Source organism: Desulfoconvexum algidum, from assembly GCF_055382125.1.
This window is the reverse complement of sequence record NZ_AP042394.1, coordinates 5379793-5406195: the sequence shown is the minus strand read 5'-3', so window position 1 is coordinate 5406195 and position 26403 is coordinate 5379793. Positions and strand designations below refer to the sequence as shown.

Annotated in this window: 26 protein-coding genes; 5 read left to right on the top strand and 21 right to left on the bottom strand. The window is 46.8% G+C overall.

The features are described 5' to 3' along the window. Positions 1-94: 94 nt before the first annotated feature. Positions 95-2590: a right-handed parallel beta-helix repeat-containing protein gene (locus tag ACZ45G_RS24405; protein WP_464173133.1), complete on the bottom strand. Its 2496-nt coding sequence runs from the start codon at positions 2588-2590 to the stop codon at positions 95-97. Between the two features lie 97 nt (positions 2591-2687). Between ACZ45G_RS24405 and ACZ45G_RS24400 the strand changes: the two genes are divergently transcribed. Together ACZ45G_RS24400 and ACZ45G_RS24395 are read left to right on the top strand one after the other, a co-directional pair. After that, positions 2688-2813 carry a hypothetical protein gene (locus ACZ45G_RS24400; protein ID WP_464173132.1) on the top strand — a complete coding sequence of 42 codons (126 nt, stop codon included), beginning with the start codon at positions 2688-2690 and terminating at the stop codon, positions 2811-2813. Positions 2814-2863: 50 nt separating this feature from the next. Beyond that, positions 2864-5017 carry a DNA translocase FtsK gene (locus ACZ45G_RS24395; RefSeq protein ID WP_464173131.1) on the top strand — a complete coding sequence of 718 codons (2154 nt, stop codon included), beginning with the start codon at positions 2864-2866 and terminating at the stop codon, positions 5015-5017. Here ACZ45G_RS24395 and ACZ45G_RS24390 read toward each other — a convergent pair. The 9 genes from ACZ45G_RS24390 to ACZ45G_RS24350 form a co-directional block, all read right to left on the bottom strand. Beyond that, positions 4980-5480 (bottom strand): hypothetical protein, encoded by a 501-nt coding sequence (locus tag ACZ45G_RS24390; RefSeq protein ID WP_464173129.1) that lies wholly within the window; start codon positions 5478-5480, stop codon positions 4980-4982. The genes ACZ45G_RS24395 and ACZ45G_RS24390 overlap by 38 nt on opposite strands. Before the next feature lie 190 nt (positions 5481-5670). Beyond that, positions 5671-6027: a hypothetical protein gene (locus ACZ45G_RS24385; protein WP_464173128.1), complete on the bottom strand. Its 357-nt coding sequence runs from the start codon at positions 6025-6027 to the stop codon at positions 5671-5673. Between the two features lie 175 nt (positions 6028-6202). Further along, the gene (locus ACZ45G_RS24380; RefSeq protein WP_464173127.1) at positions 6203-7048 is read right to left on the bottom strand and encodes an acid phosphatase; all 846 of its coding nucleotides are present in this window, start codon (positions 7046-7048) and stop codon (positions 6203-6205) included. Positions 7049-7082: 34 nt separating this feature from the next. Continuing rightward, positions 7083-8135 carry a DUF1254 domain-containing protein gene (locus tag ACZ45G_RS24375; RefSeq protein WP_464173125.1) on the bottom strand — a complete coding sequence of 351 codons (1053 nt, stop codon included), beginning with the start codon at positions 8133-8135 and terminating at the stop codon, positions 7083-7085. A gap of 38 nt (positions 8136-8173) precedes the next feature. Next, positions 8174-9694, bottom strand: coding sequence for a DUF1254 domain-containing protein (locus ACZ45G_RS24370; protein WP_464173124.1), 1521 nt, complete (start codon positions 9692-9694; stop codon positions 8174-8176). 35 nt (positions 9695-9729) lie between these two features. Continuing rightward, a complete protein-coding gene (locus ACZ45G_RS24365) occupies positions 9730-11196 on the bottom strand; it encodes a DUF1254 domain-containing protein (protein WP_464173123.1) in 1467 nt (488 codons plus the stop codon). Positions 11197-11213: 17 nt separating this feature from the next. After that, on the bottom strand, positions 11214-12026 hold the full coding sequence (locus ACZ45G_RS24360) for a hypothetical protein (RefSeq protein WP_464173122.1): 813 nt from the start codon (positions 12024-12026) through the stop codon (positions 11214-11216). A 203-nt stretch (positions 12027-12229) separates the two neighbouring features. Continuing rightward, entirely contained in the window at positions 12230-12625 is a 396-nt protein-coding gene (locus ACZ45G_RS24355) for a hypothetical protein (protein WP_464173121.1), read from the bottom strand. Between the two features lie 53 nt (positions 12626-12678). After that, on the bottom strand, positions 12679-13296 hold the full coding sequence (locus ACZ45G_RS24350) for a hypothetical protein (protein ID WP_464173120.1): 618 nt from the start codon (positions 13294-13296) through the stop codon (positions 12679-12681). Between the two features lie 213 nt (positions 13297-13509). Between ACZ45G_RS24350 and ACZ45G_RS24345 the strand changes: the two genes are divergently transcribed. Beyond that, positions 13510-15135, top strand: a complete 1626-nt coding sequence (locus ACZ45G_RS24345; RefSeq protein ID WP_464173119.1) for a tetratricopeptide repeat protein — start codon at positions 13510-13512, stop codon at positions 15133-15135. Between the two features lie 126 nt (positions 15136-15261). Here ACZ45G_RS24345 and ACZ45G_RS24340 read toward each other — a convergent pair whose 3' ends face one another. From ACZ45G_RS24340 to ACZ45G_RS24310, 7 genes are all read right to left on the bottom strand, one after another. Next, positions 15262-16095, bottom strand: coding sequence for an RnfABCDGE type electron transport complex subunit B (locus ACZ45G_RS24340; RefSeq protein WP_464173118.1), 834 nt, complete (start codon positions 16093-16095; stop codon positions 15262-15264). Then, a complete protein-coding gene (locus ACZ45G_RS24335; RefSeq protein ID WP_464173117.1) occupies positions 16092-16877 on the bottom strand; it encodes an electron transport complex protein RnfA in 786 nt (261 codons plus the stop codon). The genes ACZ45G_RS24340 and ACZ45G_RS24335 overlap by 4 nt, the downstream gene beginning before the upstream one ends. 92 nt (positions 16878-16969) lie before the next feature. Continuing rightward, a complete protein-coding gene (rsxE, locus tag ACZ45G_RS24330; RefSeq protein ID WP_464173116.1) occupies positions 16970-17590 on the bottom strand; it encodes an electron transport complex subunit RsxE in 621 nt (206 codons plus the stop codon). Further along, on the bottom strand, positions 17590-18279 hold the full coding sequence (locus tag ACZ45G_RS24325; RefSeq protein ID WP_464173115.1) for an FMN-binding protein: 690 nt from the start codon (positions 18277-18279) through the stop codon (positions 17590-17592). The genes rsxE and ACZ45G_RS24325 overlap by 1 nt, the downstream gene beginning before the upstream one ends. 1 nt (position 18280) lies before the next feature. After that, positions 18281-19291, bottom strand: coding sequence for an RnfABCDGE type electron transport complex subunit D (locus ACZ45G_RS24320; RefSeq protein WP_464173113.1), 1011 nt, complete (start codon positions 19289-19291; stop codon positions 18281-18283). Between the two features lie 64 nt (positions 19292-19355). Further along, entirely contained in the window at positions 19356-20723 is a 1368-nt protein-coding gene (gene rsxC, locus ACZ45G_RS24315; RefSeq protein WP_464173112.1) for an electron transport complex subunit RsxC, read from the bottom strand. Between the two features lie 68 nt (positions 20724-20791). Next, positions 20792-21706: a universal stress protein gene (locus tag ACZ45G_RS24310; protein WP_464173111.1), complete on the bottom strand. Its 915-nt coding sequence runs from the start codon at positions 21704-21706 to the stop codon at positions 20792-20794. Between the two features lie 244 nt (positions 21707-21950). Between ACZ45G_RS24310 and ACZ45G_RS24305 the strand changes: the two genes are divergently transcribed. Together ACZ45G_RS24305 and ACZ45G_RS24300 are read left to right on the top strand one after the other, a co-directional pair. Further along, on the top strand, positions 21951-22382 hold the full coding sequence (locus ACZ45G_RS24305; protein WP_464173110.1) for a flavodoxin domain-containing protein: 432 nt from the start codon (positions 21951-21953) through the stop codon (positions 22380-22382). Positions 22383-22419: 37 nt separating this feature from the next. Beyond that, positions 22420-23172, top strand: coding sequence for a YkgJ family cysteine cluster protein (locus ACZ45G_RS24300; protein ID WP_464173109.1), 753 nt, complete (start codon positions 22420-22422; stop codon positions 23170-23172). Between the two features lie 91 nt (positions 23173-23263). Here ACZ45G_RS24300 and ACZ45G_RS24295 read toward each other — a convergent pair whose 3' ends face one another. From ACZ45G_RS24295 to ACZ45G_RS24280, 4 genes are all read right to left on the bottom strand, one after another. Beyond that, complete coding sequence (locus ACZ45G_RS24295) at positions 23264-23677, bottom strand: transposase (RefSeq protein ID WP_464173108.1); 414 nt, start codon at positions 23675-23677, stop codon at positions 23264-23266. Between the two features lie 110 nt (positions 23678-23787). Beyond that, positions 23788-24477: a queuosine precursor transporter gene (locus tag ACZ45G_RS24290; protein ID WP_464173107.1), complete on the bottom strand. Its 690-nt coding sequence runs from the start codon at positions 24475-24477 to the stop codon at positions 23788-23790. Between the two features lie 618 nt (positions 24478-25095). Beyond that, positions 25096-25425 (bottom strand): DUF6951 family protein, encoded by a 330-nt coding sequence (locus ACZ45G_RS24285; protein ID WP_464173106.1) that lies wholly within the window; start codon positions 25423-25425, stop codon positions 25096-25098. Positions 25426-25447: 22 nt separating this feature from the next. Beyond that, positions 25448-26317 (bottom strand): homocysteine S-methyltransferase family protein, encoded by an 870-nt coding sequence (locus ACZ45G_RS24280; RefSeq protein ID WP_464173105.1) that lies wholly within the window; start codon positions 26315-26317, stop codon positions 25448-25450. Positions 26318-26403 lie beyond the last annotated feature (86 nt).

Sequence of the window (26403 nt, the reverse complement as noted above, 5' to 3'; positions counted from 1 at the left end):
TTATGACAATAGGTGATGGGTGGTGGTGGGTGGTGGTGGTGTGATGGCTCTCACCTGAAGAAGAGATGCCATCGTGGGTAAATCAGAAAAGAGGTTAATTTCTCCTGGTCAGGGCAGTCACCTGGCTTAAATCCAGAGTCAGGCCCTGTGTCAAGTCGTCAATATCGCAGTTGCCGGACGTACTGGTGTTTACCGTGACAGAGGAGGCGTCTTTCTCGTTGACCACGCGGCCCATATAATCAAGGGCAATGCCCCCGCCTCCTGATCTGGCCGTATTATCGGTAACAATGGTGCCATTTAGAAAAAGTGTTCCCTCATACACAGCAAAAGCACCACCTCGGAGTGCTGCTGTGTTGCCTTTCAAAAGACAGGTATCGAATCTGGTTTCGATGGGGAAAAGCGGGGAAGCATTGTTGTCCACATACACGCCGCCGCCGTTGCCGATGACAGTATTCCCGGCCAGGGTACATTTAAAGAAGTCCGGCCATGCCCCGTAGTCGATATAAACGGCCCCGCCCCTGTCCTGGGCAGTATTATCAACCAGGTCAACAGCGGTGAGTTTTGCGCCCAGGCCTGAATGGTCCGGCCCTGTCCTGAAAAGGAGTGCACCGCCGGACCGGGCTGTATTTCCGGAGATAGTGCAGTTTTCAATTGTGGGTGCGGAATAGTTGGTACAGGCAATGGCTCCGCCTTCTCCGGCCTTGTTCTTTTCAAAGGTGCAGTTTAAAATCCTGGGGGATGCGTGGTTGTCGCAGAGCATCCCGCCGCCCCTGCTGTTGTGAAAGTCGCCGTCAGCCCGGCCGTCCTGGATGACAAATCCGTCCAGAAGACTGTCGGATGCACCGAAAACCACGTGATATGAATTGTCGGTGTCGTCATTTAGCCTTCCGATGTCCCCGGACAATAGGGTGATATTGTTTTTAATATCCCGCTGTTCAAGTTGGGTTTCGGTGCCGTTAAATCCGCCCAGGATCGATACCCCCTTTTTCATGACAAAGGCTGCCGTCCGGTCTTGTTCGGATGTGGGCAGATATTTGCCCCGGGCCACCCAGATCCGATCACCTGAAACGGCCTGCTCTAACGCCTGGTTCAGGTCGGCACATGCGGTTTCCCAGGAGGCTCCGTCCCCCCCCCCGGAGGCGTCATCATCCACATAGATGACGCTGCCTCCGGAAGTGCCGGTTAAAGTCGTTGTATCATAAGAATAGCCGGTATAAGTACGGTTTTTGTCCTTGTCAAAAATATCTGTCCAGTATGCCATGTCTATTTTTCGGGCCGGGTGGAAGCCGGCATCCTTGGATTTGGAATAATAATTTTTTTCATCCAGGTATTCGGATATTTTCAGGGTGCCGTCCAGGGTTTCCACAATGGAATCGAAATCAAAGGTTGCCTTGGAATCATGCCAGTTGCTGATGGAAGAGGCTGAAAACATACTGATATTGGAGATAAGAATAGACCGGTAGAGATGAATCTCATTTCCCCTGAACGGTTTTCCGTCGGTCTGGACATCCTTATAGGTTCCCTGGTAGAGGGCGGCCCCGATGTCATAGGCCATGTTGCCGATGAATGTGGTGTACACCATCCGGTGGGAGGAGGAACCATCCGCCACGAGAGCAGCCCCGCGTTCGGCTTCGTTGTGACAGAAAAGTACATTCATCAGATAAACCGGGCTGCCCATATCCGCATACAGCGCACCCCCTTTGACCTCACAGGAATTGTTTGAAAAAACGCAGTTCATAAAGGTTGAAGCCGTGAAAAAATCATTGGTTACTGCCCCGCCCCGGTTGCTTGCATGGTTATCTTCAAATATACAGTTCTCAAACACCGGGGTCTCCCCGCCGATGGTGTTTTCCGGGCGGTCCGGATCCCAGGACCGGGTGACCATATTATATACAGCCCCACCTTTCCCAGCGTGATTGTTGCGGAAACAACAATTGCGGGTGAGGGTGCCGGCATGGATATTTAACAATCCGCCGCCGGACGATGACCTGCTGTTGGTAACAATGCCCGGAACCTTCATATTTCCCGTTTTTTCCGGGATCGCCACCAGACTGCCGCTGTCATCTGTCTCTCCTACACCCAAAACAGCATATCCGTCCCGAATGGTGAAGCCGTCAATGATGGCCCCATCGGATCCTGTTACCACATGTAAGGTATTGTCGGCCATCAGAGACGGATCTCCGATTTCCCCGGACAGAACCGTTATGTTCCGGGTCCAATCCCGCTGGGAACGCAGAACCTCCTTTCCCTGAAAACCGCCGAAAAGACTGATGCCCGGGATCAGAAGAAAGCTGGCATCTCTGTCTGCATCCATCGTGGGATAGTATGTTCCTTTGGCCACCCATATCTCTTTTTTATGGGTGTAATCACCGGCCAGGGCTTGTGAAAGTGAGGGATAGGCTGTGGACCAGGATGAGCCGTCCGGAGAATGGGCTCGATTGTTTTGATCCACATAGACGACGGAAGGGTTGATTTTCGTGAGCTGTTGTCTTCGCAATTTTACTTTCGGGAAGGGACCTGATGCCCATGACAGCGGTGCGATAACTGCCGCCATTATAAAAATAATTATTGCTTTTTTCGCGGTATTCATTGGCTATTTTCCTTTTAAACTTTGTATTTTCATTTAAACCTTCCTTCTCTTGTGTGATTTCAATTGGGATATAAGGTAATATACAATTATGTGAGCCATGAGATCAAAATATGTGGACAAAGAGATGATTGCCCGGGAAACCTTGAACCGGCTTAACTTTTATAGGACACAGATTGGCGCATCCTGCCAGCAGTGGCATCTCTTTAACAATTGTGCTATATAGCGTGGTTGTATTTTAATGGTTTATCTGAACTCAAATAAAAAGTTGGTAGTGTGGAAGAAAATAATTACAGCCTTGATAAAAATGTTCTGTCCATCAAAACAGAGTGTGGGACCTACAAATTTAAGATTGATGGAAATACCGTTTTGAGCAATGCACAGAGGATTGCCCATGTAATGGTCAGTGAAATGGAAAAAATTGCATTGGAATCTCAGGACCGTGGGAACAAATCAAGTCCATACGCGAAGTTGCTGTTATCCAACTTAAACATTACCGATAAATATGTCCAGCTTGAAAATAAATACAATCAGCTGCTTGAGGCGCATGAACGGATGATGGTCCTATGCCGGGACCGGGAAACTTCCAACGGCATCTGCAAACAGGAACCAGAAAAGACCGGGCCGCTTCCAGAAACACCACCACCATCACCGCCACCGAAAGAAGAAGAGAAAGAAGAAGAGAAAAAAGATCTGCCCCCTTGCCAGGAAGAAAAAGAGACACAGACCACAATAGAACCTGCTCAGCCGCTCAAAACCCCGGTGGTGCAACAGCCTGGCCCCCTGGTCAGGCGAGTGCTAGAAAGGTTGAAAGAATCAAAGGTCGTTGCAAAAACCTCCGAGGATCCCCAGCCCGAAATACCGTCCCAGCCAGAGGTACCGCAGTCCCACCGGCAAGAGACCGAATCTTTTGTGCAAACGAATGAAACAACCCATTCTCAATTGAAAATCAACACAGCACAAAAAAGCATGAATCCCATTGTCGTCCCACCCCATGGCTGTGATGAATTTAATATGCCTTCCCTGGATTTTCTTAAAAAAACCGATACACAGATGGAAGTGGATCATGAGGCCATCAGAAGAAGGGCGGAGGTGTTAGAATTAAAATTGGGGTTCTTCGGTATCAAGGGAGAGGTCATGGCAGTTTCACCCGGCCCTGTGATTACCACATTTGAATACAAGCCGGACCCTGGAATCAAGATCAGTAAAATTGTGAACCTGGCCGATGATCTGGCACTTGCACTGAGCGCCCTGAGTATCCGTATTGTCGCCCCGATTCCCGGTAAGGATGTTATCGGTATTGAAATCCCCAATACAAAGATGAGTATAGTCCCCTTTATTGATGTTGTCGGGTCTGAAGATTTTATCAATATCGACTCCCATACCCCCATCTGTCTGGGCAAGGATATCATCGGCAACCCGGTGGTTGTGGGGCTTGAAAAAATGCCACATCTGCTCATTGCAGGTGCAACGGGTACAGGAAAAAGTGTTGCCCTCAACGCCATGATTGCCAGTATTCTTTATAAATCATCACCGGATAACGTAAGATTTATCATGATTGATCCAAAGCGCATCGAGCTTTCGATGTTCAATGATATTCCCCATTTGCTCACCCCGGTCATCACCGACATGAAAAAGGCCAATATCGCCCTTCAATGGGTGGTTCGGGAGATGGAGAACCGGTATGAGATGCTGGCCAGGCTTCAAGTTAGAAACATTGAGCAGTACAATCACAAAATAAAACACTCTGATCTGTCGGAATATGGGGAAGATCATATTGAAGCATATCCCTATATTGTCGTCATCATAGATGAGTTGGCCGACCTCATGATGACCGCAAGCAAGGATATTGAGTTTTCACTCACCCGAATCGCCCAGATGGCAAGGGCGGCTGGTATTCACCTGATTCTTGCCACCCAGCGCCCTTCCGTTGATGTGTTAACCGGCATCATTAAGGCCAATTTCCCCACAAGGATATCCTTTCAGGTCTCCTCCAAAACCGACTCCAGAACCATCATCGATTCCAACGGTGCCGAAACCCTTCTGGGCAGGGGAGATATGCTCTTTGTCCCCCCGGGAACCGCACGGTTGACCAGAGTTCACGGCACCTATCTTTCCGAAACGGAACTTATCGCCATCACCAATTTTCTAAAGACCCAGGGAAAACCCCAATATATCCTTGAGATCACTTCGGAAAAAGAGGTCGAAGCGTCCCTGGAGGTGAACACAGATGATTATGATGAAAAATACAAGGAAGCCCTTGAGTATGTTCTGTTCACAAGAAAGGCATCCATATCAAGTGTTCAGCGTGAGCTTAGGGTTGGGTACAACCGAGCCGCAAGGATTATCGACCTGATGGAGAAAAACGGAATTATCGGCCCCACAGATGGGGTCAAACCACGCCAGGTCTTAGTCGACCGGATGGGATAGATACGAGACGCTTTTTGTTAATAGAAGTATGAAATAGGATTGGTTTTCTTGTAGACTTATTCCAATTGCGTTGGCGTTTTTGTTGTTCGTTTTTGTGTTTCATTTCACGGCCTTCGGCAATATGGGATTCAGGTACATCAATGTAGGCTGCATATTCAGCCATAATTTGTAACAGCGAACGGTTGAGAATCGCTATCTCTTTGTTATTCAGGGCAAAACCCCTGTGTACCACTGGAAAATTTTTGACTTCCGTGTCCAGGCCGAGAAGCTGTATGACTTTTTTCAAATTCCCGGCGGCAGCCTCATTGTTTGGCGGCCTAAAGACCATCACCATAGTTCTTTTATTATCCGTTAATTGGGAACGTATTGCCATACCGTCCATTTCTTGTAAATCGCAAAGTAAATTCGATAGTTCACAAAATTCCGGATCGGCTCCTTTAGACCCGATTGGGCTGCTTCGCATGTTTTCTAATCCATTGATGGTCTGTGTGCAGATCCGCACGAACCACAGACAGCAAATGGTTTTGCTGTCTGTGGTTCATCCGCATTAAACCGCTAAATGCCTACTCAATAAAGCTGATATGAACGTTTTTGATCTTGCCGTTGAACGCAAACGGTGTACAATACTAAAGATTGCACCTAATTTAACCAAACTATTCTGTTTTTTTATCTTTATCCGAGGGCTTCTCTTCACCAGAAGCTTCAGCTGCTTTTTCAACGACCGGCTCTGAAGCTGCACCAGAAGTTTCAGCTGCTTTTTCAACGACCGGCTTTGAAGCTGCACCAGAAGCAAAAGTTCCTATGACATTACCATCTACATCACGTAGTTCTGCGCCACCCGCAGCATTCAATATCAAAGTCCCAGATTCACGTCCAGAATCGTCAATCAATTTAAAAGTTCGATTAAGAGTACCTTTTTCAGCTACCTCAGGCTCTTTGGATTTTCCTCCACATCCGGCAATAGACAAAGAAACGAATAATACAATTATCATCAAAAATAATTTACGCATGGTATCCTCCCTTTTTTAATTGAAAAATTATATCAATGTTACTACGAATGACAACGACAAAAGAAACTAATATTCGAAATACTATCATACATGCTATTTATTATAAAAAACTTTCACCTGGCATGCAGATGCCCGGATATCCAAGCAAAATCCCCCACTTGAGCACTGAATTTTTTTAATCGTTTAAATGCAAGCGAATAGAAAGCGCTTCAGCCTCTGCATCGCAGTCACGAGATGGCGTCAGGCCTTTTGAAACAGCAACTTTATATTCGCTTTTGGCTGCTTCCAGTTCGGCACAAAAAACAGGGTCCCCATGCAACCGCGCAACCGTTGCGGCCCCCATAAAACGTCCTTCAGCCACATCACTTTGCCAGTGTACATTGCAGATATTCCGACTTTCACCGTATGCCCGGCCCCGGGCAAGAATTTTATCCGCCCGTTCCGGCGCAATCTCGGTCAAAATCAACGCCCATGCCCATCCGATGGCAGTATGTCCGGATGGGTAGGACCCGTCCTTTCTCAATTTTTCCTCCTCTTTCGGCGTACATACAGGGTTATCGTTTTCCATGAAAGGACGTTTCCGCTGATAATGATTCTTGGCCGTGTAGGTGGAAAGACCTGCATCTGTCAATGTGCGTCGCAAAATCATATAAAGATGCGGCGTGTCCTTTTCTGAGACTGGAATCCCCAGTGCACAGGAAAAAGTTTCGGCAGCTTCAGGAAACATCAAATTAGCGTCTTCCGTCGCAAGTTCCCAGCGGGGCGTACCCTGCAACTTCAGAGCTTTTTTGCTGACCTCCCTGTCAAATGCAAATGCAGCAGATCCGTCCGCCGGCGGCGGTGGAATCAGCTCAAGACTGTCGGGAAGCGCCTCTGGTGAAAGATATCCCGCAACAAGACCGTGATGGATCTCCGGGACTTCTGAAGGAATTTGAATGGTGTCAACACTTGCGCATGATACAAGGGCGAGAATGCATACAAGAACAAGCAATGTTTTTTTAATTCTAAACATCATCTTCATATTAAACCTCTTTTCGTTTCATTGTTTGTTCTACTTATTTCACCTTGACGGGTGTTGGTAATTTGTATGTTTCCAATTGGTTTAATTTGGGCTCGTATACCCGCATTACAAAGTTCCAACCTTTGGTGATAGGTAAGTTATTTTTAGCGTTGTCACCACATTCACCAAAAGTAACATCAAAGCTGCCATCTTCATTAAAAACGATGTTGTTTTTGTTCAAAATTGCTTTTTCATTAAACATCCAGCCTTCGGCATCATACATAGTGATTGAGAAGAAGCCAGGAGCATTAAATGGAGGTACTTGATAAGTTGCTTGGTAGCAAACACCTGTGTCGTCTTCCGGAGCATATGCGATGTATCGAGCATTGGCATCGGGTAATAATCCCCACCCCACAGCTGTGCCTAGTAAATGCAAATGCTCATCAACTGTGCCACGAGCTCCCTGCATATTATTTTGCGAGCCCAATGCAATCGCTTCATTTGCAAGCTTGACTCTGAGTTTCACGAGTTGATCCATATCATAATTAGGCTGTTTGAAGACTTTATCGCCTTTAACCTCTAATTTTATGGCTTGTTGTAGGGCGACTACTTTTTTTGCATCCGCTGGATCACTCAGATTAATCTCTGTACGTACGGCAACCTGAACAAAATCGCTGTCTGTATCGCTTTTAATCTCGTAGGTACCCGCACCCATAAAAACGTCATTAACATAGTGATCGTTTTGCACGATCATTGCCGATTGATAACGGCCATCCGTTTCTGGCAGGGTTATGGTTGCACCTTTTGATACATCAACCACAGCAGCACTGTAAATGGTATCTTGATTCATACGTACAACCGTTTGATTACTTAAATCAAATGCTGTTACTGGAAGGTGGACCAGCTTATTTGCCGCACCTAGTTTAATAACATTTCCATTAGTGACGTCTGATTCTGCTACTTTATAGTTTTCAAGCGTCACAGGGATCGTATCCGTTGCATCAGCGATAGATGCCTCCTTTGCTGTGGAACACCCAAAGATCAGTAAACTACTAACGAATAATGCGCTTATGATGGTTGGTAGATATATTTTTTTGTGAATATTCATTTTAACTTTCCTTTATTGTTTTCGTTTTGTTTTGGAATTTAGTTCACCAGCTCAAAATCGCCGGGCTTCCAGGTCTTGTCGAACCAGGGTTCCAGTGGGCCATAGAGTCGCAGTATGGCAAGGTAACTTTTTCCGGGGACCGTTTGAATCCAATTGCCCTCGTGGCCTTCTGGTGCCTTTGGCCCGAACCAGACTGTATACGAACCGTCCTGGTTGGGTTTGACCGATGGCATAGTGCTGTCAAGGCCGGCTGATTTCTGGTCGGTTTCCAGCATTGAGCGATGTTGACCCGAATACACCATGTATGACCAAAAATTATTGACTGGAATTGGCACAGGCAACGTTACCTTGTACGTTTTGCCACCATCGAGGTACTCGCCCTTATCGTCCTTGGGAGTAGCTGCATAGGCCGATCCTGTTCCCACTTTTGGCGTGACCATGGCAGGTGTAATACCGGTAGCCGCATAATGAAACATAATACGATCATCGAGAACCAGCTCGCCGTTGTTCATGAATTCGTGGCTGCCACCGGCAAAGGAAGAATACCACTGGCGGTCCGGATAGAAATAGACAGCCTTACTGCGCGGACTAAAAGTTATGGCTCGTGCCGTGGCGTTGCCGATTGCAGCGGCCTCCTTCAGAATCTTTTTCATGCGTGCATCTGGTGAAAATGTTTTTCCCTTTTTGATGCCGATGGAGGCGAAAAGCCCCACAAGCTCTGGATTAAATGCATCGGCAGGCTCATATTGAATCACTGCGTTAAGCTCTTCATAAAAGTGCTCATCGTTGGCATGAATGGTGTTAAACTGTTTGCCGGAAAGGTTGTAAACTTTTTGCTTTGGTGGCTTATTTGCTTGGGCGAGAGGATAGCAGCGAAAGCCTTCTTTCAGCTCTTTTGTAGACCCCTTCAAGTCGCCGTCTTTCACAAAAACGCGCATGAGCAGCCAGTGACGGTAGGTCGTGGATTTTACGACAAAGTAGCCTTCGGGGATATCCCCCTCGTAGTCCGGCCCTATAAACAGATATTTACCCCCCTTGCCCTGGTCCGGTCCGGTCAGGCCAACGTCACTAACGAAATGGAAAAATGCATCGTCAAGGGTGCCCAGGACAGGCCCGGGGATCTCTACTACAACCGGACCATTTTTTAAGTCAATCTCTGCAAAGGCATAGGGAGTCGTTGATTGGGCCGTCAATAATAGGCCCCGGGCATCCAGTAAGTCTTCGGTAATTCCCAGGTCGCCCGGTTTTAAGCCAGCGTCTTTGAGTCCCTCCAGCATGGCATACAGGGAAGTCGCCGGCATGCCGTTAAGAAACGCCTCTACGCCTCGTGATAGATCGAGAAAATCATAGGCTTTCTTGACCGTAGCTTCACTGGGCATCCCATCGAAAAATTCGAGATCACCGAGGAATTCGGTCTCCACCTTGTCCGGTGTGAGCAGGAATTTTGGTACATCGGCTGCGTATTTCGGGTTTGTAGTCTCTTTTGCCCATGCTGAAAAAGTAAGTAACAGGGTGATTGATGCAAACATCACTATATAAATTATTTTTTTGCCACTCATAGGTTATTTCCTTTTTAAAAAAAAATGGAATTTGATTAGTTCACCAGTTCAGCATCACCCGGAATCCAGGTTTTATCAAAATAGGCTTTCTCCGGGCCATACAGACGAATATAAGCAAACCATCCCTTGTTAGGTTTTGTCTGCACCCAGTTTTTTTCGGGTACGTTTTCAGGAAGTTTGGGGCCAAAGTAGAGGTCAAATGATCCGTCTTTGTTGGGCGTTGACCCATGAACCGATCCCATGAGCGGGCGTCCCAGGTCATTTTGGATCAGGGACCGGGTTTCGTTGTCGTAGGCGGTGAGTGACCAGAACATTTTGGCAGGTACATCTTTGGGAAAATGGATTTTGTAAGTGTGCTCGCCGCTGAGCCATTTACCACTCGCATCCATGTAGGCACCGATATATTGGGATCCTTGTCCCGGCACAGCGACAACCATGGATTTGGCGGTACCAATTGCCTCGAAGGCGTATTTGCTGCGCTGATCAATGGCCATGTAATCCGGTGTCTGGAATTCCGGATCACCGAAAAAGAGGTATTTCCACTTCCGTTTCCCGGGGTAGGCATACAAAACATCCTTTGGTATCCGTGATTGCCAGGCAAGGGTCTTGGCCATGGCCCGCCCCACGGAAGCCGCTTGGGTCAGGATCTCTTGCAAGCGCTGATCCGGCGCAAAGGAGCGCCCATGGGCAATACCCAGGGTTTCCAGCATGCCCAGCATGGCCATGTCCTGGGAGCGGGGTGGGTTTTCATTGATGTAACGGGCCAGGCTTTCAAAATAGGCAAAGTTCTCATTGGTCAGCATGTTGGCTTCTTTCCCGGCCATGGAAATAAAATTCATCTGTGGCGGCTTTTTTGCTTCGGAAAGCTTGTACTGTTTGTATGTATGGATGAGCTCGACAAGCTTTGGAAAATCATCCCGGGTTTGCGGAATGGCCCGCAGGTAAAAAACCACGATATTGGAGTCCGACGCTACAATATGAAAATGGAAGTCCGGCATGGGCCCGTCATAGCCGGGCGGCAGGATGAGAAATCTTCCGCCACGGTTTTGTTCTGGAGAAAACGGGCCGCCCAGGTCGCACAGGGGTTGCTGCCAGATATTGTTCATCGTTCCGAGAAGTCCGGGGGGCAGTTCCATCACCATGGGGCCGTTGCGCAGATCCAGGACACCCGACATGTAGACGGTATCCTGGTTGGCGGTAAGAACCAGTTGCTGCTGTTCCCCGGAATTATCCAAGACGAGGACCGCGCTGCTGCCACAACCCAGCCGGATGTGCTCGTCGGCCATTGCCCCATAGGACGCCATGGGCAAAGCCCAGAGATAGGCCTGCACAGCACGCTGGAAATCAAGTTCGTCATAAAGCGTCTGCACCGTTTTCTCTGTGGGATAGCCGCTTGTGAAATGTAGCTCTCCGATTCTGGTGTTCATGGTTTCCGCCCAGCCGGATGCTGAAAACAACGATAACAGGCAGGCCGCCCAAATCATGATTGCAAATTTTTTCATTCTTTTTTTCCTTTTTATTACAATTTAGGCAGCAGGATTTGCACCTGGAAACGCAGGGTCCATTCCGGCCCGATGGTATCGGGTTTTTCAACATTATAAAAGGCCTGGATCTGGGTGTTTACAGGTAATTTCCCAATTCTGAACAGCCTGCCGAATCCGCCGCCAAAAGGGACGGTCCATGTATTGTCACTGTCAGCTTGCCAGTTTGCCGTAATAATGGGTGATGAGGTCAGATACCAGCCATTTGGCAGGTTATAGTTGATAAAATACTGGGCCAGCATCTGGTTAACATCTTCCCGATCACTGTCACCGGCAAATGACCAGATGTTTTGCACCAGTCCACCAATAACCCAGGGGCCCTGCATGGTCAGAGCAACCGCGGCCGGTCCTGCTCCCCATTTTTTGCCGCCCAACCGACTATCGGTTGCAGTGGGAAGCAAAAAGACAGCACCGGTGCCCCAGATTAATTTTCCCGGTTTACGCGGCCCGAAGAACAGGGATTGATTGATATCACCCAGGCCAAACTTGCTTCCCTGGCCTTCATAAAATTCCGGCTGGCTGACCAGCGGTACAATGGTTCGTGAGATGATGAGCCAGTCTTCGTTTAAATCAAAAGGAATAACCGGTTGAATATTTGTGATGTTCTGGGTTTTCTCAAGCGGTCCATATCCAAAGTTGGTATTGTTCTGGACAGGAATACTCACCAAATCCGCCATGGGATTCTGGGTGGCCTTGCGTAAATCATCGTTGGAGGGTTCTGCAGCAGACAGGCCCGGTAAAAAAAAGACCATTACCAGGAAGAGTATTCCATAACATACGAAGTGCTTCATTTTCATGTTTTCCTTTATTCTTTTTGTTTTCACCATTAGGCTTTTTTAAAATACTTTAGCAATGGTTAAAATAAGTAATTCACCTTCAAACCTGGTTTCAGCATCCTTGCCAGGGTCTTCATAACGCAACATTCATAAAATTCGTTTTAGCCGGGTAGCCATGTCCCTCACATTTTATTTTTCTATCCAGGTAACGATTTTCATCAATTACCGAAAAATGGAATCCTGGACCATGCCGGGGCCGGCAGAACCGGCGAGAAAATGATGCGAAACTGATGCTCCGGTGATAACTCATCAGACCTTTTGACGTAGTAGTAATACTCAAAACCAATGGCTACCGGCAGTTTTCCCAGCATAAGCACTGTGGAGATACCGCCGCCTAACGGAATCGACCAATTATCACCACTGTCTGCGTCCCAGTTGTATCGAATGTTAGGGGCCATCCCAATATTGGTTGTAGGTGTAATACGATATCGAATGAGAGGCTGAAAATCCGTCAGGTTGACATTATTGCGATCACTATCACCCGCAAACGACCACCAGTGCTGAAGAATGCCTCCGATGATCCATTTCTCCGTGATATGTGCAATGGTTCCCATGGGGCCGGCGCTCCACTTACCCGTACCCAACCACTCATCGCTGGCTGTATCCATCATGATGGTAGGACCGAACCCATAGACCAGCGGCGGCGTATACTGGGGGAAAAAGCCGTCCAGAGAACGATATCTCCCAGGCCGGTTTCGCGTTCAAAATTACCTGTGATACCATCCGGCTCATCCGGTTCTTGGCCTGGGATGAAATTAAAGCCTGTGATCGTATCAACGCTTGCGATGGGGATAACCGGGCGGAAGATCACCCGCCATTTTTCTGTGAACGCCAATGACATCACGGGCTGAATCGTTGTTATATTCTGTATTTTGTTATCTTCCCCAATCGCATCAAGGGCGTCTCCACTCCAACTATAGGTATCATTCTGAATCATGCCGAACCAGAGATATGAAAAAGGATTGGCCATCATCTCGGCTATCTCATCCAGGGTCATCTCTTCGGGTTCCGTTGTGCCTTCTCCGACCTCGACGGCATCGGATTCCACCTGGGCCAGCAACATGCCGGTTTCACCGAAATCAAACTGTTTCTCCCTGTAAACCATGCCAGAAGTAGGCAATTCCAGCGAGCTTTTCCAGTCGTTTCCCACAGATGTTTGAGCCTCATCCTGCAGCCCTGAAAACGCCGGGGAGCTAAACAGCATAACCGTAGCAATAGACAACACGGCACAAAGATATCTTAAATTTATTTGGTCTCTCCTTCCTTGAAAAATTTTGTTGGTGTTTTATTTTCCCAAAATATTGGGATCGGTGAAAAGTTAATTGTAAAAAGATTTACTATCTTTGAGTTAATTAGGCAAATAAAATAGGTTGTGTTAAGTCCTTATATATAAGATGATATATAATTAGCATTTCTCTTCATTATTAGGAGTCGTAAAATGAACAAAGTACGACAGTATAAAGAAAATAACCTATATCAAAAAAATCCAAAAAAAATCTCCCATATCCAAAAAGAGGATAAAATTACAGAGCAGCTGGAAAGGATTATGAACAGTCCCGAGTTTCATGCTACAGCCAGTCAGCGGAAGCTTCTTGATTTTATTATTTCAAAAACGAGCAACGGCAGGTCCAATGAACTTAAAGGATACACAATAGCAGTTGAGGTTTTCCATCGAGGGAATGACTTTGATCCCAATTCCAACCCGATTGTAAGTATTCAGGCCGGTAAACTTCGACGGGCTCTGGAGAGATATTATTTGGTGGCGGGTCAAAACGACCCGTTACGCATAGATATCCCAAAGGGAAGCTATATTCCTATATTTATAGATCAAACATCCCATGAAGTTGATTCAACAGAGACGGATAAACCATGGGATGAAATTTTTAAACGAAGGTCTCCTGTGATAGAAATTGCCCCCTTTAATAACCTGACGGGGGATTCAACAAATGATATTATAGGAATGGGCGTTGCATCGGAACTGGCCATTGAGATTTCGCAATACCAGGAAATAAAAATAGTGCATACACCAGATAAAGTAGAAAACCCAGATCAAAAAGGAAATTATAGATTTGTTCTTTATGGGAATGTGTACAAAAATAACACCGAAATAAAAGTATCTTCTCAACTAATGGACACAAAAACCGGCGAACATCTCTGGGGAGAGAAATATCGGATGGATATTGGCGATAAAAGATTGTTGGAATTTCAAGAAGAAGTTGCACAAAAGGTCTCCCTCAAGCTCTTTGACAGCTATGGCGTTATATCAACCAGGCTGTTTAATGAATCAAAACTAAAACCACTGAGTGATCTTACAGCTTATGAGGCTATCCTGAAGTTTTATGAGTTTGAGAAAACCTGGACCAAAGAGTCTTTTTTAATCGCAATGGAAGCCTTAAACCATGCAAAAATTAACGAACCAAACTGCGGACAGGTCTGGACTTTATTAGGAAATCTTTACGCAAATATCTATGGTATGGATTTTTCTGGTTTCAAAGACCCCATAGAAAAAGCACTCCAGCATGCAGAAAAAGGTATTTCTATCACGCCATCTGATCCGCGGGCATGGAGCACATTAGCTTATATCTATTTGTTATCCGATGAATTATCACTGGCAAGAGAAGCAATCAACAGAGCACTGAAACTAAACGCAAGATCCCCTTTGAATAGAGAGATCCCAGGCTATGTCATGACACTTTTAGGGGAATGGGAAAAGGGAACGACTCTGATAAAAAAGTGTATGGAACTTAGCCCACATTATAGAACTTCTGTTCATTATGCCCTTTGGTTAAACCGTATCTGCCAAAAGAACTATGAAGAAGCGTATATGGAAATAATAAATTTTCCATCGCCCAATATATTCTGGTATCCATTGGCCAGGGCATCCACCCTGGGTCTTTTGGGAGAACATAAAAAAGGGGAAGCCTTTGTGAACAGGTTGATTGAACTGAAGCCTGATTTCTCAAGTAAGGCCGCGATATTGATAAGGCGATACGTTAAATTTGAAGAACTCGTCGATCGGATACTCAAAGGTCTCAGCCAAGTGGGTATGGATATATTAGGTTAGTATTCAGATTAGTTTGTGGATCTCACCCCGGTCCTCCAGGAGGAGATCCTTTTTAGAACTGCTCATAAATCCAGACCATTCATTTCTATAGGCCGGGTGGTATGACCGATATCCTATGGTACAAAATTAAGGGGTGTTTAATTGACTTGGTTCCCCAACGAAGTGGATGCAGTTTGTGGGGCATTTTTCCATTGCGCCTAGGGCATCTTCATAATGTTGGGCGGTATAGGAATCATATTCACATTTTGAGAGATTGCCTGTGATGGTAAAAATATCTGAAATTTTAGAACAGGCCTTGCAGGCGACGCAGGGTGTCGTACACACCGCTTTTGCATCCTTGGCCTTGTCTTGATTGGAACAGGCGACGGTGGGAATCTGGTCTTCCTTAAAACCTGCAATGGTGATAATTTTTCGGGGACATACCTTTGAACAGGCGCCACAGCCCACGCATTTTTTATAATCCACCACAGCCAATCCCTCGACAATGTGGATGGCATCATAGTTACACGCCCTAACACAGTCCCCAAATCCCAGGCAGCCAAAGGTACAGCCCTGGACTCCTGCCACCTGGTGGGCGGCGGCACACCGTTTTTCCCCCCGGTATTGGGTTGTCTGAAGGCGCTGGGAACTTGTGGCACCACAATGGACAATGGCCCGGAGCGGAATCATTTCACCGACTTCAACTCCCATAATGGCTGCCACACTGTCGGCACACGCTTTCCCCCCCACCGTACATTTGTTGACGGGAACATTGTCGGTAACCACGGCCACGGCATAGTCACTGCAGCCAAGATAGCCGCAGCCGCCGCAATTAACCCCAGGCAAAATTTCCAATACTGATTCTATTTTGGGATCCACCTCCACCTTGAAGGTTTTATTTGCCCAGCCCAGAATATAAGAGAGGATTATTGCCATGACCAGCATGGTGCCAGCTGCGATGGCAAGGGTAACAAGGATCATGGCAGCCTCACTTGGGATACAGGTTCAAGGATTGCAAGGACATCGGGCCGGGGGGGGACCCTGGTGGACACCTGTTCTGCTACAGGGGGCATGATGGCAGCGCGTATGCCCGAATCCACCCCGGTAAATCCCATGAAGGCGATGGCAAGGATACCGCCGATAACCAGGGTGATGGCAGCACCCTGGAAGGGTTCAGGGATATCACAAAGTTCGAGTTCTTCCCTGATGCCCGACATGATCACAATGGCAATGGTGAATCCCACACCTCCGAAAAAAGCCAGGGCAATGGATCTGCCCAGATCCCATGCATCCGCCGGGTTGTCAACGCCGGTAACATGGCTCATGATGGTAAGACAGGCAAAGAGGATCGCGCAATTGGTGGTGATGAGGGGGAGAAAAACCCCAAAGGAACCATAGAGCATGGGAAAATATTTTCTTACATACATCTCCACAAATTGAACCGAAGAGGCAATGGCAAAGATATAAACGATATAACTCAATACCGTAAGATCAATCTGTGCTGCGGCTTGTTCCGGGAGGAAAAAACCGGCAATAAAAGAAGACAGGGGAGCGCCTGGTATCAGCACCATGGTGGTGATACTCCAGGAGATTAAGGCGGCAATGCTTATGACAAAGGTAACGGCGCATCCCATGCCAAATGCCATTTCCACCTTTCTGGAAACCCCCACAAAGGGGCAGATGCCCACAAAATAGTAGAGTACAAAATTATTAATCAGGGCTGCTGTCAGGGAAATCAGCAGTATGTCCAAAAGATACATCATAAATAGTGCCTATACCTCTCTTGGGAATCGTGAAGAAACCAATGTAAAAACTAAAGTAAAAATCAGTGAAATAATTAAAGTAAAGTGGCGAATCATTTGGCAGACCCCTTGGATCGAATGATGCCGATCCAGTTGACAAATCCCAGGAGCAATCCCAATGTGATGAATGCGCCGGGGGGTAATACCATGATGACCCAGTCCGGCCAGGCAGTTGGAAGCACCCGTATCCCGAAAAGCATTCCTGTGCCCAGGATTTCCCTGACCGCGGCAATGCTGGAAAGGGCAAGTCCAAACCCAAGTGCTTGGCCAATGGCATCCGAGGCTGCCGTGACCACGCCTTGTTTGGAGGCACAGACCTCGCAGCGGCAGATGATAATGCAGTTAACGATGATCAAGGGAATATAGGGTCCCAGGGTTTTGCTCATCTGGAAAAAATAGGCGGCCAGAAAGCGGTCCGCAATGGTAACAAAGGTGGCAATGGTAAGGGTAAAAATAACAATGCGCAAATGGGGTTTTAATAAATTCCGGATCAGGCTGATGACAATATTGGCACACAGGAGTACAAACCCAACGGAACAGGCCATGGTCAGAGCAGGTTTCATACCATTGGTAACCGCAAGCGTTGGGCAAAGTCCAAGAAGCTGCCGGTATACCGGGTTTTCAGGTAAAATGCCCTGGACAAATCTTTCAAAGGCTGTGGGGGAATCCGCCATTAGGTGTTCTCCTTAATTTTGCCATTTTCATTTTGGGAGGTCTCTTGTTTGTCGGCCGTTTCTTTGGGGGGGGTAATAAGTTGGGCCTTGATATCGGTAATGGTTTTATTGACAATTCCCGTAACACTTCTGGAGGAAATGGTGGCACCCGAGATGGCATCGATTTCATTGTCCTTGCCAGAGTTTCCTTTCACAACAACCAGGCGGGTGGCGCTGGATTTTTTTAAAAACTGATCCCGCCATGGTTTTTCTATAATTCTGTTGCCCAGGCCCGGGGTTTCTTTCTGGTCCAGAATAAAAAGACCTGTAATGGCACGGGCATCGGCATCAAGGCCCAGCAGCAGTTCAATTTTATCGGCATAGCCCTGACCCGAGGCCTTGGCCACATGTCCTGCCAGGGTGCCCTCAAGAAAAGCATCATAGACGGTATAAAATTTTTTAATACCGTTTCGTTCAATTTCAATGGTCCGGGAGGTGATGGAAAGACTCTTTTTTTGACGACTGAGTTGTCCTGCCTGATCTTCGCCCAGAACAAGGGCGGGAATTTTTGCCAGGGTTTCCCGGGTTTTGTTTGCTTCAATAACGGGTCCCAGTTTTGTCTGGACTCCGGCAAGAGCGCAGCCAAAAGCGGTTGCAAGCAGCAGCACCAGCCAGGCCTGGAAAAGATTGCTGTCCTTAAATGAGCTCATATTAAGCTTCTCCCATGGGCTGGGGGTTGGTCCAGCGGTTAATCAGCGGGGTGACGGCATTCATCATGAGAACGGCAAACATGACGCCCTCGGGATAGCCGGAAAAAAGCCGGATAACCATTATTAAAAAGCCGGTTCCCAGGCCGAAAATCCATTTTCCCTTCGGGGTAAGCGGGGAGGTCACAGGATCCGTTGCAATGAAAAACACCCCGAACATAAGCGCCCCGGCAAAAAGATGGTGAACAAGGAAGAGGCCTGAATGGGACCCTATCAAATCTGTGATACCGGCAATGAGGGCGACCGACAACAGTATGCCGGAAGGGATCTGCCAGGAGATGGTTTTCCTGAAAACGAGAAACAGCCCGCCCAGGAGACAGGCGGCACTACTTGTTTCACCCAGGGAACCATTGGTGGTTCCCCAGAAAAGAGAGGCGGCTGGCATGAAAATGTTATTGAATTTTAAGGCACTCAAAGGAGTTGCCCCGGAAACCGCATCCACCAGCCCTGTCACATTTTCATAGGAGCCCGCCCCCATCAACTGGGCAAAGGCGATCATTACAAAGGCCCGGCCGACCATGGCCGGATTAAAAATATTCATGCCAAGGCCTCCGAAGAGGGTTTTTCCTATTCCGATGGCCACCACCGAGGCAAGGGCGCCCACAAACCAGGGGGCGGATCCCGGCAGGGACAGGGCCAGAATAATACCGGTGACCACAGCAGAGCAGTCTTTAAGGGTAATGGCCTTGCCCCGCATCCTGACAAACAAAAATTCAGATCCCATGCAGGCGATAACGCAGATTAAAAGCTGTTTGACGGCATAGAATCTAAACAAATAGATGGACAGGGCGATAACGGGTAGCAGCGCCAGGATCACATCGGTCATCATTCTTTGGGTATGGGCCGTTGCAGCGTTTATATGGGGAGACGGCGCCACATGGATGAGGGTTCCTGCTCGTTCGTCTGCTGAATCGGGTGGGGCAATTAATTCCTCGTTTTTTATTGTATCTGACACGCATTCGTTCCTTTTCGTGTGATGGGGCTCATTATTTGCAAGTTTTGCATGAAGACTCCTTTTCCTATCGTTTCGCCCAGGCGGCAACCAGTGCTTTTCCTGTTCGAATCAGCTGAACCAGATTGATTTTGGCCGGGCAGACATAGGTACAGCAACCGCATTCAAAACAGGCATGGATATGGTATTGACTTGCAATGGAGGGACTATTGTAGCGGGCAGCCAGGGCAAGCCGTGTGGGAATAAGGTTCATGGGGCAGGCATCCACACAGCGGCCGCACCGGATGCAGGGCGTCTCCTTTTCATCGGATATTTCGTCATGGGTCAGCACGGTGAGGCCTGAGGTTCCCTTGGTGACAGGTGCACTGAGATCTGAAAAACTAAATCCCATCATGGGGCCGCCGGCAATAATCCTCGCGGCATCATGGGTGATACCGCCACAAAAATCGATCACTTCCTTCATGGAGATGCCAATGGGAACAAAGAGATTCCTAGGGGTTTTTATCCCCCGCCCGGAGACAGAGATCACCCGGTGTGTCAAAGGTGCTTCTTTGATCACAGCCCTTGCCACTGTTGCCATTGTTCCGACATTGCTCATGGCAACTCCCACATCCGAGGGCAGCCCTCCCAAAGGGATTTCAAGACCCAGCACTGATTTTATCAGCTGTTTTTCACTCCCCTGGGGATATTTAGTCTTTAATACGGCAATTTTGATGACCGTCTGTTCCGTAGCTTCGGTCAGCTTTTTGATCGCCTCGGGTTTATTGTCTTCCACACAAATGACAATCTCCCTTGCGGATACGGCACGGCCCGTTAAAAGAGCACCGGTCACAATGGACCTTGCCGCTTCTTGCATCAGCCGGTAATCGCAGGTGAGATAGGGCTCGCATTCACAGCCGTTGATCATGAGGGTGTCGATCATCCGGGTATCATTGGGGGTGACCTTTACATGGGTGGGAAATGCAGCGCCCCCCAACCCGACAATTCCGGAATCATGGATAATTTTAACGATGGTCAGGGGATCATAAATGGAAATGCAGTCCCTGGGCCAGTCCTTTGAGCGCATCTCATCCCATATTTTTTGCGGGGGAATCTGATCCCCATCCGCCTGGATGGTGATGGCCGGAAGATGTTTGCCGTTTGGCAGGGTTACCACCGTCATCCGTTTTACTTTTCCGGCAATGGGGGAATGGAGGGAGGCGGATACAAAGGCTTCACCCAGGCCGATCATTTCTCCATACCGGACCGTCTGTCCCGGCTTGACCACCGGTTTGCAAGGCACTCCCAGATGCTGAAGCAACGGTAGCGTCACACTTTCAGGGATGTCCATCACTTCAACTTTTGATTCCTCGGACAAGGCTTTGTTATCCGGCGGATGAATGCCGTGTCGAAAATTACCGGTCCCTGGAAACCCTTTTAACCTGAACAAACTCATAGATCCCTATTTATTTTTTTTTAAGTTTAGTTGCATTATCTTTTAGATAGATTCAACGGGCTTGCAAATTATTGAACAATCCAGACAACATGGTTGTCTGCGTTTCTGAAAATTTTGTTGCCAACCCTGTTGAAGAATAGTTGTTTTACCGCTGTCAAGCGTCGTCTTCCAATCACAATGGTGCCGTAATCCCCATACCGGGCTTTGTTTAAAATACAATTGGGGTGATTTTTTTCACCCTCCATGATCTCAAAGGAAACCTGGTCAATTGGAAAACCGGCTTCCCGAAAATAATCCAAGGGCAAATCAAACATGTCGGTAGATGCTTTTTTGGGGCGAGGGTGAAACAGGCAACGGGGAGTTTGTGAATGGCACAATAACAATTTGCAGTCATTGGTGTTGATCAGAGAGCTCATGGATTTTATCGCCTTCATGATTTCCCTTGTCCCGTTAAAGGCAACGATGATATTTTTATGGGCAGGGTTTTTCCCAACAACAATCAGGGGAATGGTGCTGATTTTACCCAAAAGCTTAATGGGTAGACTGTCCACAAAAAAATCTTTTATCCTGCTGTGCCCCTTGCGACCAATCACCAAAGCATCATATCCGTTATGGGATTCATCGATAATATCCTGGAGAACCCCCTGGTTTTTGATATGAACCATGGGATGAATTGCATCCGATGGAAATCCTGCCGCCAGCAATCGTCGTTCGGCTTTTTCCATGGCAAGGTTGACCGTCTTTTTCCTTGCGGCCATGCTGGCCCTTATTTCAGGTGTTTTAAACCTAAAATCAAGCTCTCTCTCCATTTTCCAGAAGGACCTGGGAATTTTGGTTTCCACATAAAAAATAGAAACCTCGGTCCTGTCAGAGGGAAATACCTCGCCGATATATTGCACGGAATCCAGCGCAAGATGAGACCCGTCATAGGCAAGCAGAATTCTGATTTTTTTTAACGCTGTCGTTGTCATTAATTCTGTCATTGACAAATACTATCCTGTTTTAGTTTAGGCCATATCAAAAATTTAATCTTGAGAAATATCAATTTTTCAGCTGTTTTTCAATACTATTATTTTTTTTATTTCGCAATTGCTTTTTTTAGGTTGGTAATTTTTCTTGCACCGTCGCAACACAGACGATATAACCATTCTAAGTGGGAATAGCAGTTTCAAAATTTTATCCGCGGCATTGTCTGAGTTTTTTCAAAAACACAATAAAGGAGTCAAAATGGGAAAGGTATTGATCGTATATGCCTCCAGGGCAGACGAGACAAAAGGAATTGCAGAAGTGATTGGTGAGGGTGTTCGCAGCTCAGGGCACGAGGCCATTTTAAAAAAAACAAGTGAAATTAAAGGAGAAGAGGATCTAAAAGGGTATGACGGATACGCCTTTGGGTCCGCCACCTACCATGGTGAAATGATCACCTCCATGAAACAGATTTTGTTTGTTGCCGAAAGGGCAGAACTAAAAGATAAGCCGGGGGGTGCTTTTGGTGCCTATGGGTGGACCGGAGAGGCAGCGGTGAGAATATTTGACACCATGCATCATATCTATAAAATGAAAATGGTTGCAGGCCCCTTGATGCTCAAGGCCAGCTGGGTTGAGGGGGGGATAGAGGCTGCCCAGGAATATGGAAAAAGTATTGCGGCAATGATATAAAATGGTTTGATCAGAGAAAGCCCAGGGCAAAACACCAATGACACCAACCGAACAAGACCCGAAAGCCCAAAAAAGAGAAATACAAAATCAGGGACAATCCCTGGACTCGGGTGAGACCCGGACCAAAGCGCTTTTGGCGGAGTATATGGCCCAGGGTCGGGAAAAACTGGGTGCGTTTTTAGACGCCCATGGGGTAAGTTTGCCGGTTCTCGGGGTGGCCATGGAGCAGTTTACACAATCTGTTTTTGCATTGCCGGAAGGGACTGTCTGTAAACAAGGGTGTGCCCATTGCTGTCATTTAAGGGTGGGGGCTTCCATCCCAGAGGTGTTGGTGATTTATAGCGAACTTGCTGCCCAGACAACCCAGGAAGGGTTTATCCTTTTAAAAGAGCGGGTGCTGAATGTGGTTGCAAAGGGCAATACCCTAACCGATGCCTTTTGGCTTACCACCCGCACCCCCTGTCCGTTTCTGGATGTTGATACAAACCAATTGTGTCTGATTTTCAGCCTGCGACCCTTCGCCTGCCGTGCGTATCATTCCACGGACGTGGACGCTTGTCAGAAGGGCTATGAACAGGGGCAAAAAACCATGATCCCCTGTTTTCCTTTGTACCGGGCCACCACCGAGATGTATTCCAGTATTTTGACCTGGGTTCTGGCACAAAAAGGGTTCCCATCCTATCAGGTGGGGTTTGTAAAGGCCCTGGAAATTTTGTTTAAGAACAAGGGTGCTTCAGACCGATGGCTGGACAATAAGGAAGATGTTTTCAGGTCAGCAAAACTTGTCTGATACCTAAAAAAAGGCATTTAGCAGTGTGCGATTTACCAAATTTGTGAAAGGATAGGAAATTCTTTTTTGCCAAGCAAAGTATAAAAGATTATCAAGAGCCTGAAATGTGGCCCCGACCGAGATCGGCCTGCTCATCGGAAAAGATTCTGTCACCGATATAAACATGAAAACCTGAATGGCGCCATGAAAGCATATTCTTGATAACGGTATCCGTTATTTGGCCCTCTTTTTTAAGCGTCTTGAGAACTTCATACTGGAAGATTTCTTCCAGGTCTTCCAGTATGAACCCCGGAGCCATGTGAAAATAACCGTCTTGTGAAAAAAAGCTGTCGGAAATAATGGCATGCAGATGAGGGTTGAAATTGAGAAAGTCTCCATAAGTCTGTACCGCAATACTGGCACCGGGCACGGCATCATTATTGGTATAAATATTTGGGCCGGTAAAATGGACCAAGGAAATAATGTGGAACTGTTGTTTGGAAATTCGCTCAATTCCGATTCCCACTTAACCCCGCCTAATCTCGGCAATGTTCCCAATACCTCATAGCTTGCCTGCCAGATAACACCGATCATTGCCCATTTATTGATAAACGCATAAAACATGCACCGATCATATTAGGCCTTTGGTATTTTTCCCTTGTCATACCAGTGGCGGGCCAGATAGATAAAGGGAGTGTCCGCCACCCCCACCACCCATTTGAGCAGGTAGGTGGTCCAGAAAATCTCCATAAGGATCTCTAGTGGATATACCCCCCAGAAAGCAAGCAGCGTAAACAAAGAGGAGTCAATGAACTGGCTTGCCATGGTGGAAGCATTGTTGCGAAGCCATAAAAGCTGATTGGCCGGAAACCGGTTCTTCCAGAATTCAAAGGCCCATACATCATGGGTCTGGGAGATCATATAGGCCAGAAGGCTGGCGCCTGCGATCCTGGGCATGAACCCGAAAATCACGGAAAGGCTCTTCTGAGCAAAATCATCCTGGGCCGGGGCAAATGCCAGGGCCAGGTTCATGAGCACCGTCATCACCACAAGGGAAAACAGTCCGATATAAACCGCCTTTTGGGCCTGCCGCTTCCCATAGATCTCGGAAAGGATATCGGTAACCAGAAAAGATGCGGCATAGACAATATTGCCAAGGGTGGCGGTGGTGCCAAACAAATCCACCAGCTTGACCACCTGTACATTTGCCACCACCGCAGCCAAGGCTACCCAGGCAAACAATCCGGATTTGCCGAATAAGCGGTATGATATCAGGATACTTAGAAAATTAACGGCTAGCATGGCCAGCCAAAGCAGTTCATTCAAGACAGGTCTCCAGTTTTGTTAAGGCGGGTGCTGTGACCGCCTGGGTTGTTATAATTCCAGACCGATTTATTTACCAGGTCTGCACTGTAAAATCAAGGAGGGTTAAAATTTCCCCAGCAATTTTAAAGGTAGCATCTGTGAATTTGCCAACAGCGGTTCCGCAAATTTTTTGTCATATTTTTAAATATCAAAGTGATCTGTAATTCTAAATGATTCAACAGATCTCTTCTTGAGCAAATGGCTATACAAAAAGCGCTGTCTGGTTGGCACAACCGGTAAGCATACCGGCAATGCTGATGCAACAAAAGAAACCACAAAATATCTGGACGAAGATAGAACTTAAAACCACTCTTGAGGCCATTTCTATAGTGATATGAAATAACCCGGTATCAACGGCACTACCCTACAAAATCAGCATTAACGCTGTTTCATCACAGATTACGCCAGACGTTCAGGGCTTCTGTGATTTATCCCTTGATATTCAAAACTATATTCAATCTCAAAATCCAGGCCAATCTGTTCGTATCCCTGTCGATTTTACCGCTGCTGGTCCTGGTTTCATCACGGTGTATTCACCTGAGATAAAATAGGTGCGTGATTTAAAATGAAAAAATGCTGTTATTTGAATGTTATGGTTGCATTCTTAGCAAGTGCCAGACCGACGCTTACTTCCAATGCCTTTAGAACACCTGATAGTACAGGACATGATACATGGGGAATTGTTTTTAAAAAAGTATCAATGACCTGGGAATCAAGTTCCCCTGTTTTTTTGTTTTTGAATAATTCGGTCATTACATTCAATTTTTTCCCACCTAACAAGGCATCAACTTTTTTCCAGTTGGGACATTCGGTTTCCAACCGGAATGAGGCCATAAAGCCGTTCTTATCTTCAGCATGAACCATGGTTGTCAATCCACAAATACCACTATTTATTTCAACGTTAACCATTTTAAGTATGAGATTCCTTTTATTAAATAATTTCTTTGATTTTTTTTATATATTCCGGGGTTGTTCCACAACAACCGCCTATAATTTCCACACCAAGCGTCTTGATCTTTTTAATACTGTCTGCAAAAAAAAATTTATCCTCTGGATAAAAGACAGCAGTATCTTTTGTTGTTTCTGGCATACCTGCATTGGGCATAATGATTACAGGAACACTAACACTGCCTTTAATCTCCCGGGCCAGATCAATCATTGTTCTGCTTCCCATTGAGCAATTGGCGCCAACAGCAGTGGCACCGGCATCAACCAGTGATTTCATACTGTCTTTTGGGTTATTTCCAAAAATAGTAAAAAACCCTTTTTTCATTTTCTTAAAGGTCAAAGAACAGAAAACCGGTTTTTTAGAGACAGAACGAACCGCTTTAATTGCTGCAAATGCAATATTAACATCAAAAATTGTTTCAATAAGGAAAACATCAACGCCTTCATCTTCAAGAAAACCTGCCTGTTGGGCAAAGCAGTCCACAGCTTCATCAAATGAAACAGGACCCATGGGCTCAAGCATGTCACCAAGAGCCCCCATATCACCTGCAACGTATTGATTTTTACCACATACGGATCTTGCAATCTGAACCCCGGTTCGATTCACATCTTCTACACTTTGAGTGACCCCCATTTTTTTTAATTTTATGGCGGATGCACCAAATGTATTGGCTGTTGCAACATCTGATCCGGCATCATAATAGGCCCTATGTATTTCCCTTATAATATCAGGATGCTTTAAATTCCATAATTCAGATGCTTCTCCTCCTGCAATGCCTTTGCTGATAAGCATTGAACCCATGGCACCATCAAACACAAGACCATTGTTTTGAATTTTTTCAAGAATATCCACGACCGAGTTTCTCCCTGCACGTTTAATTTTTTTTATGCATGCAATCTTTGTGTTTGCTGCAATTTTATCCACACTGTCATCAACTG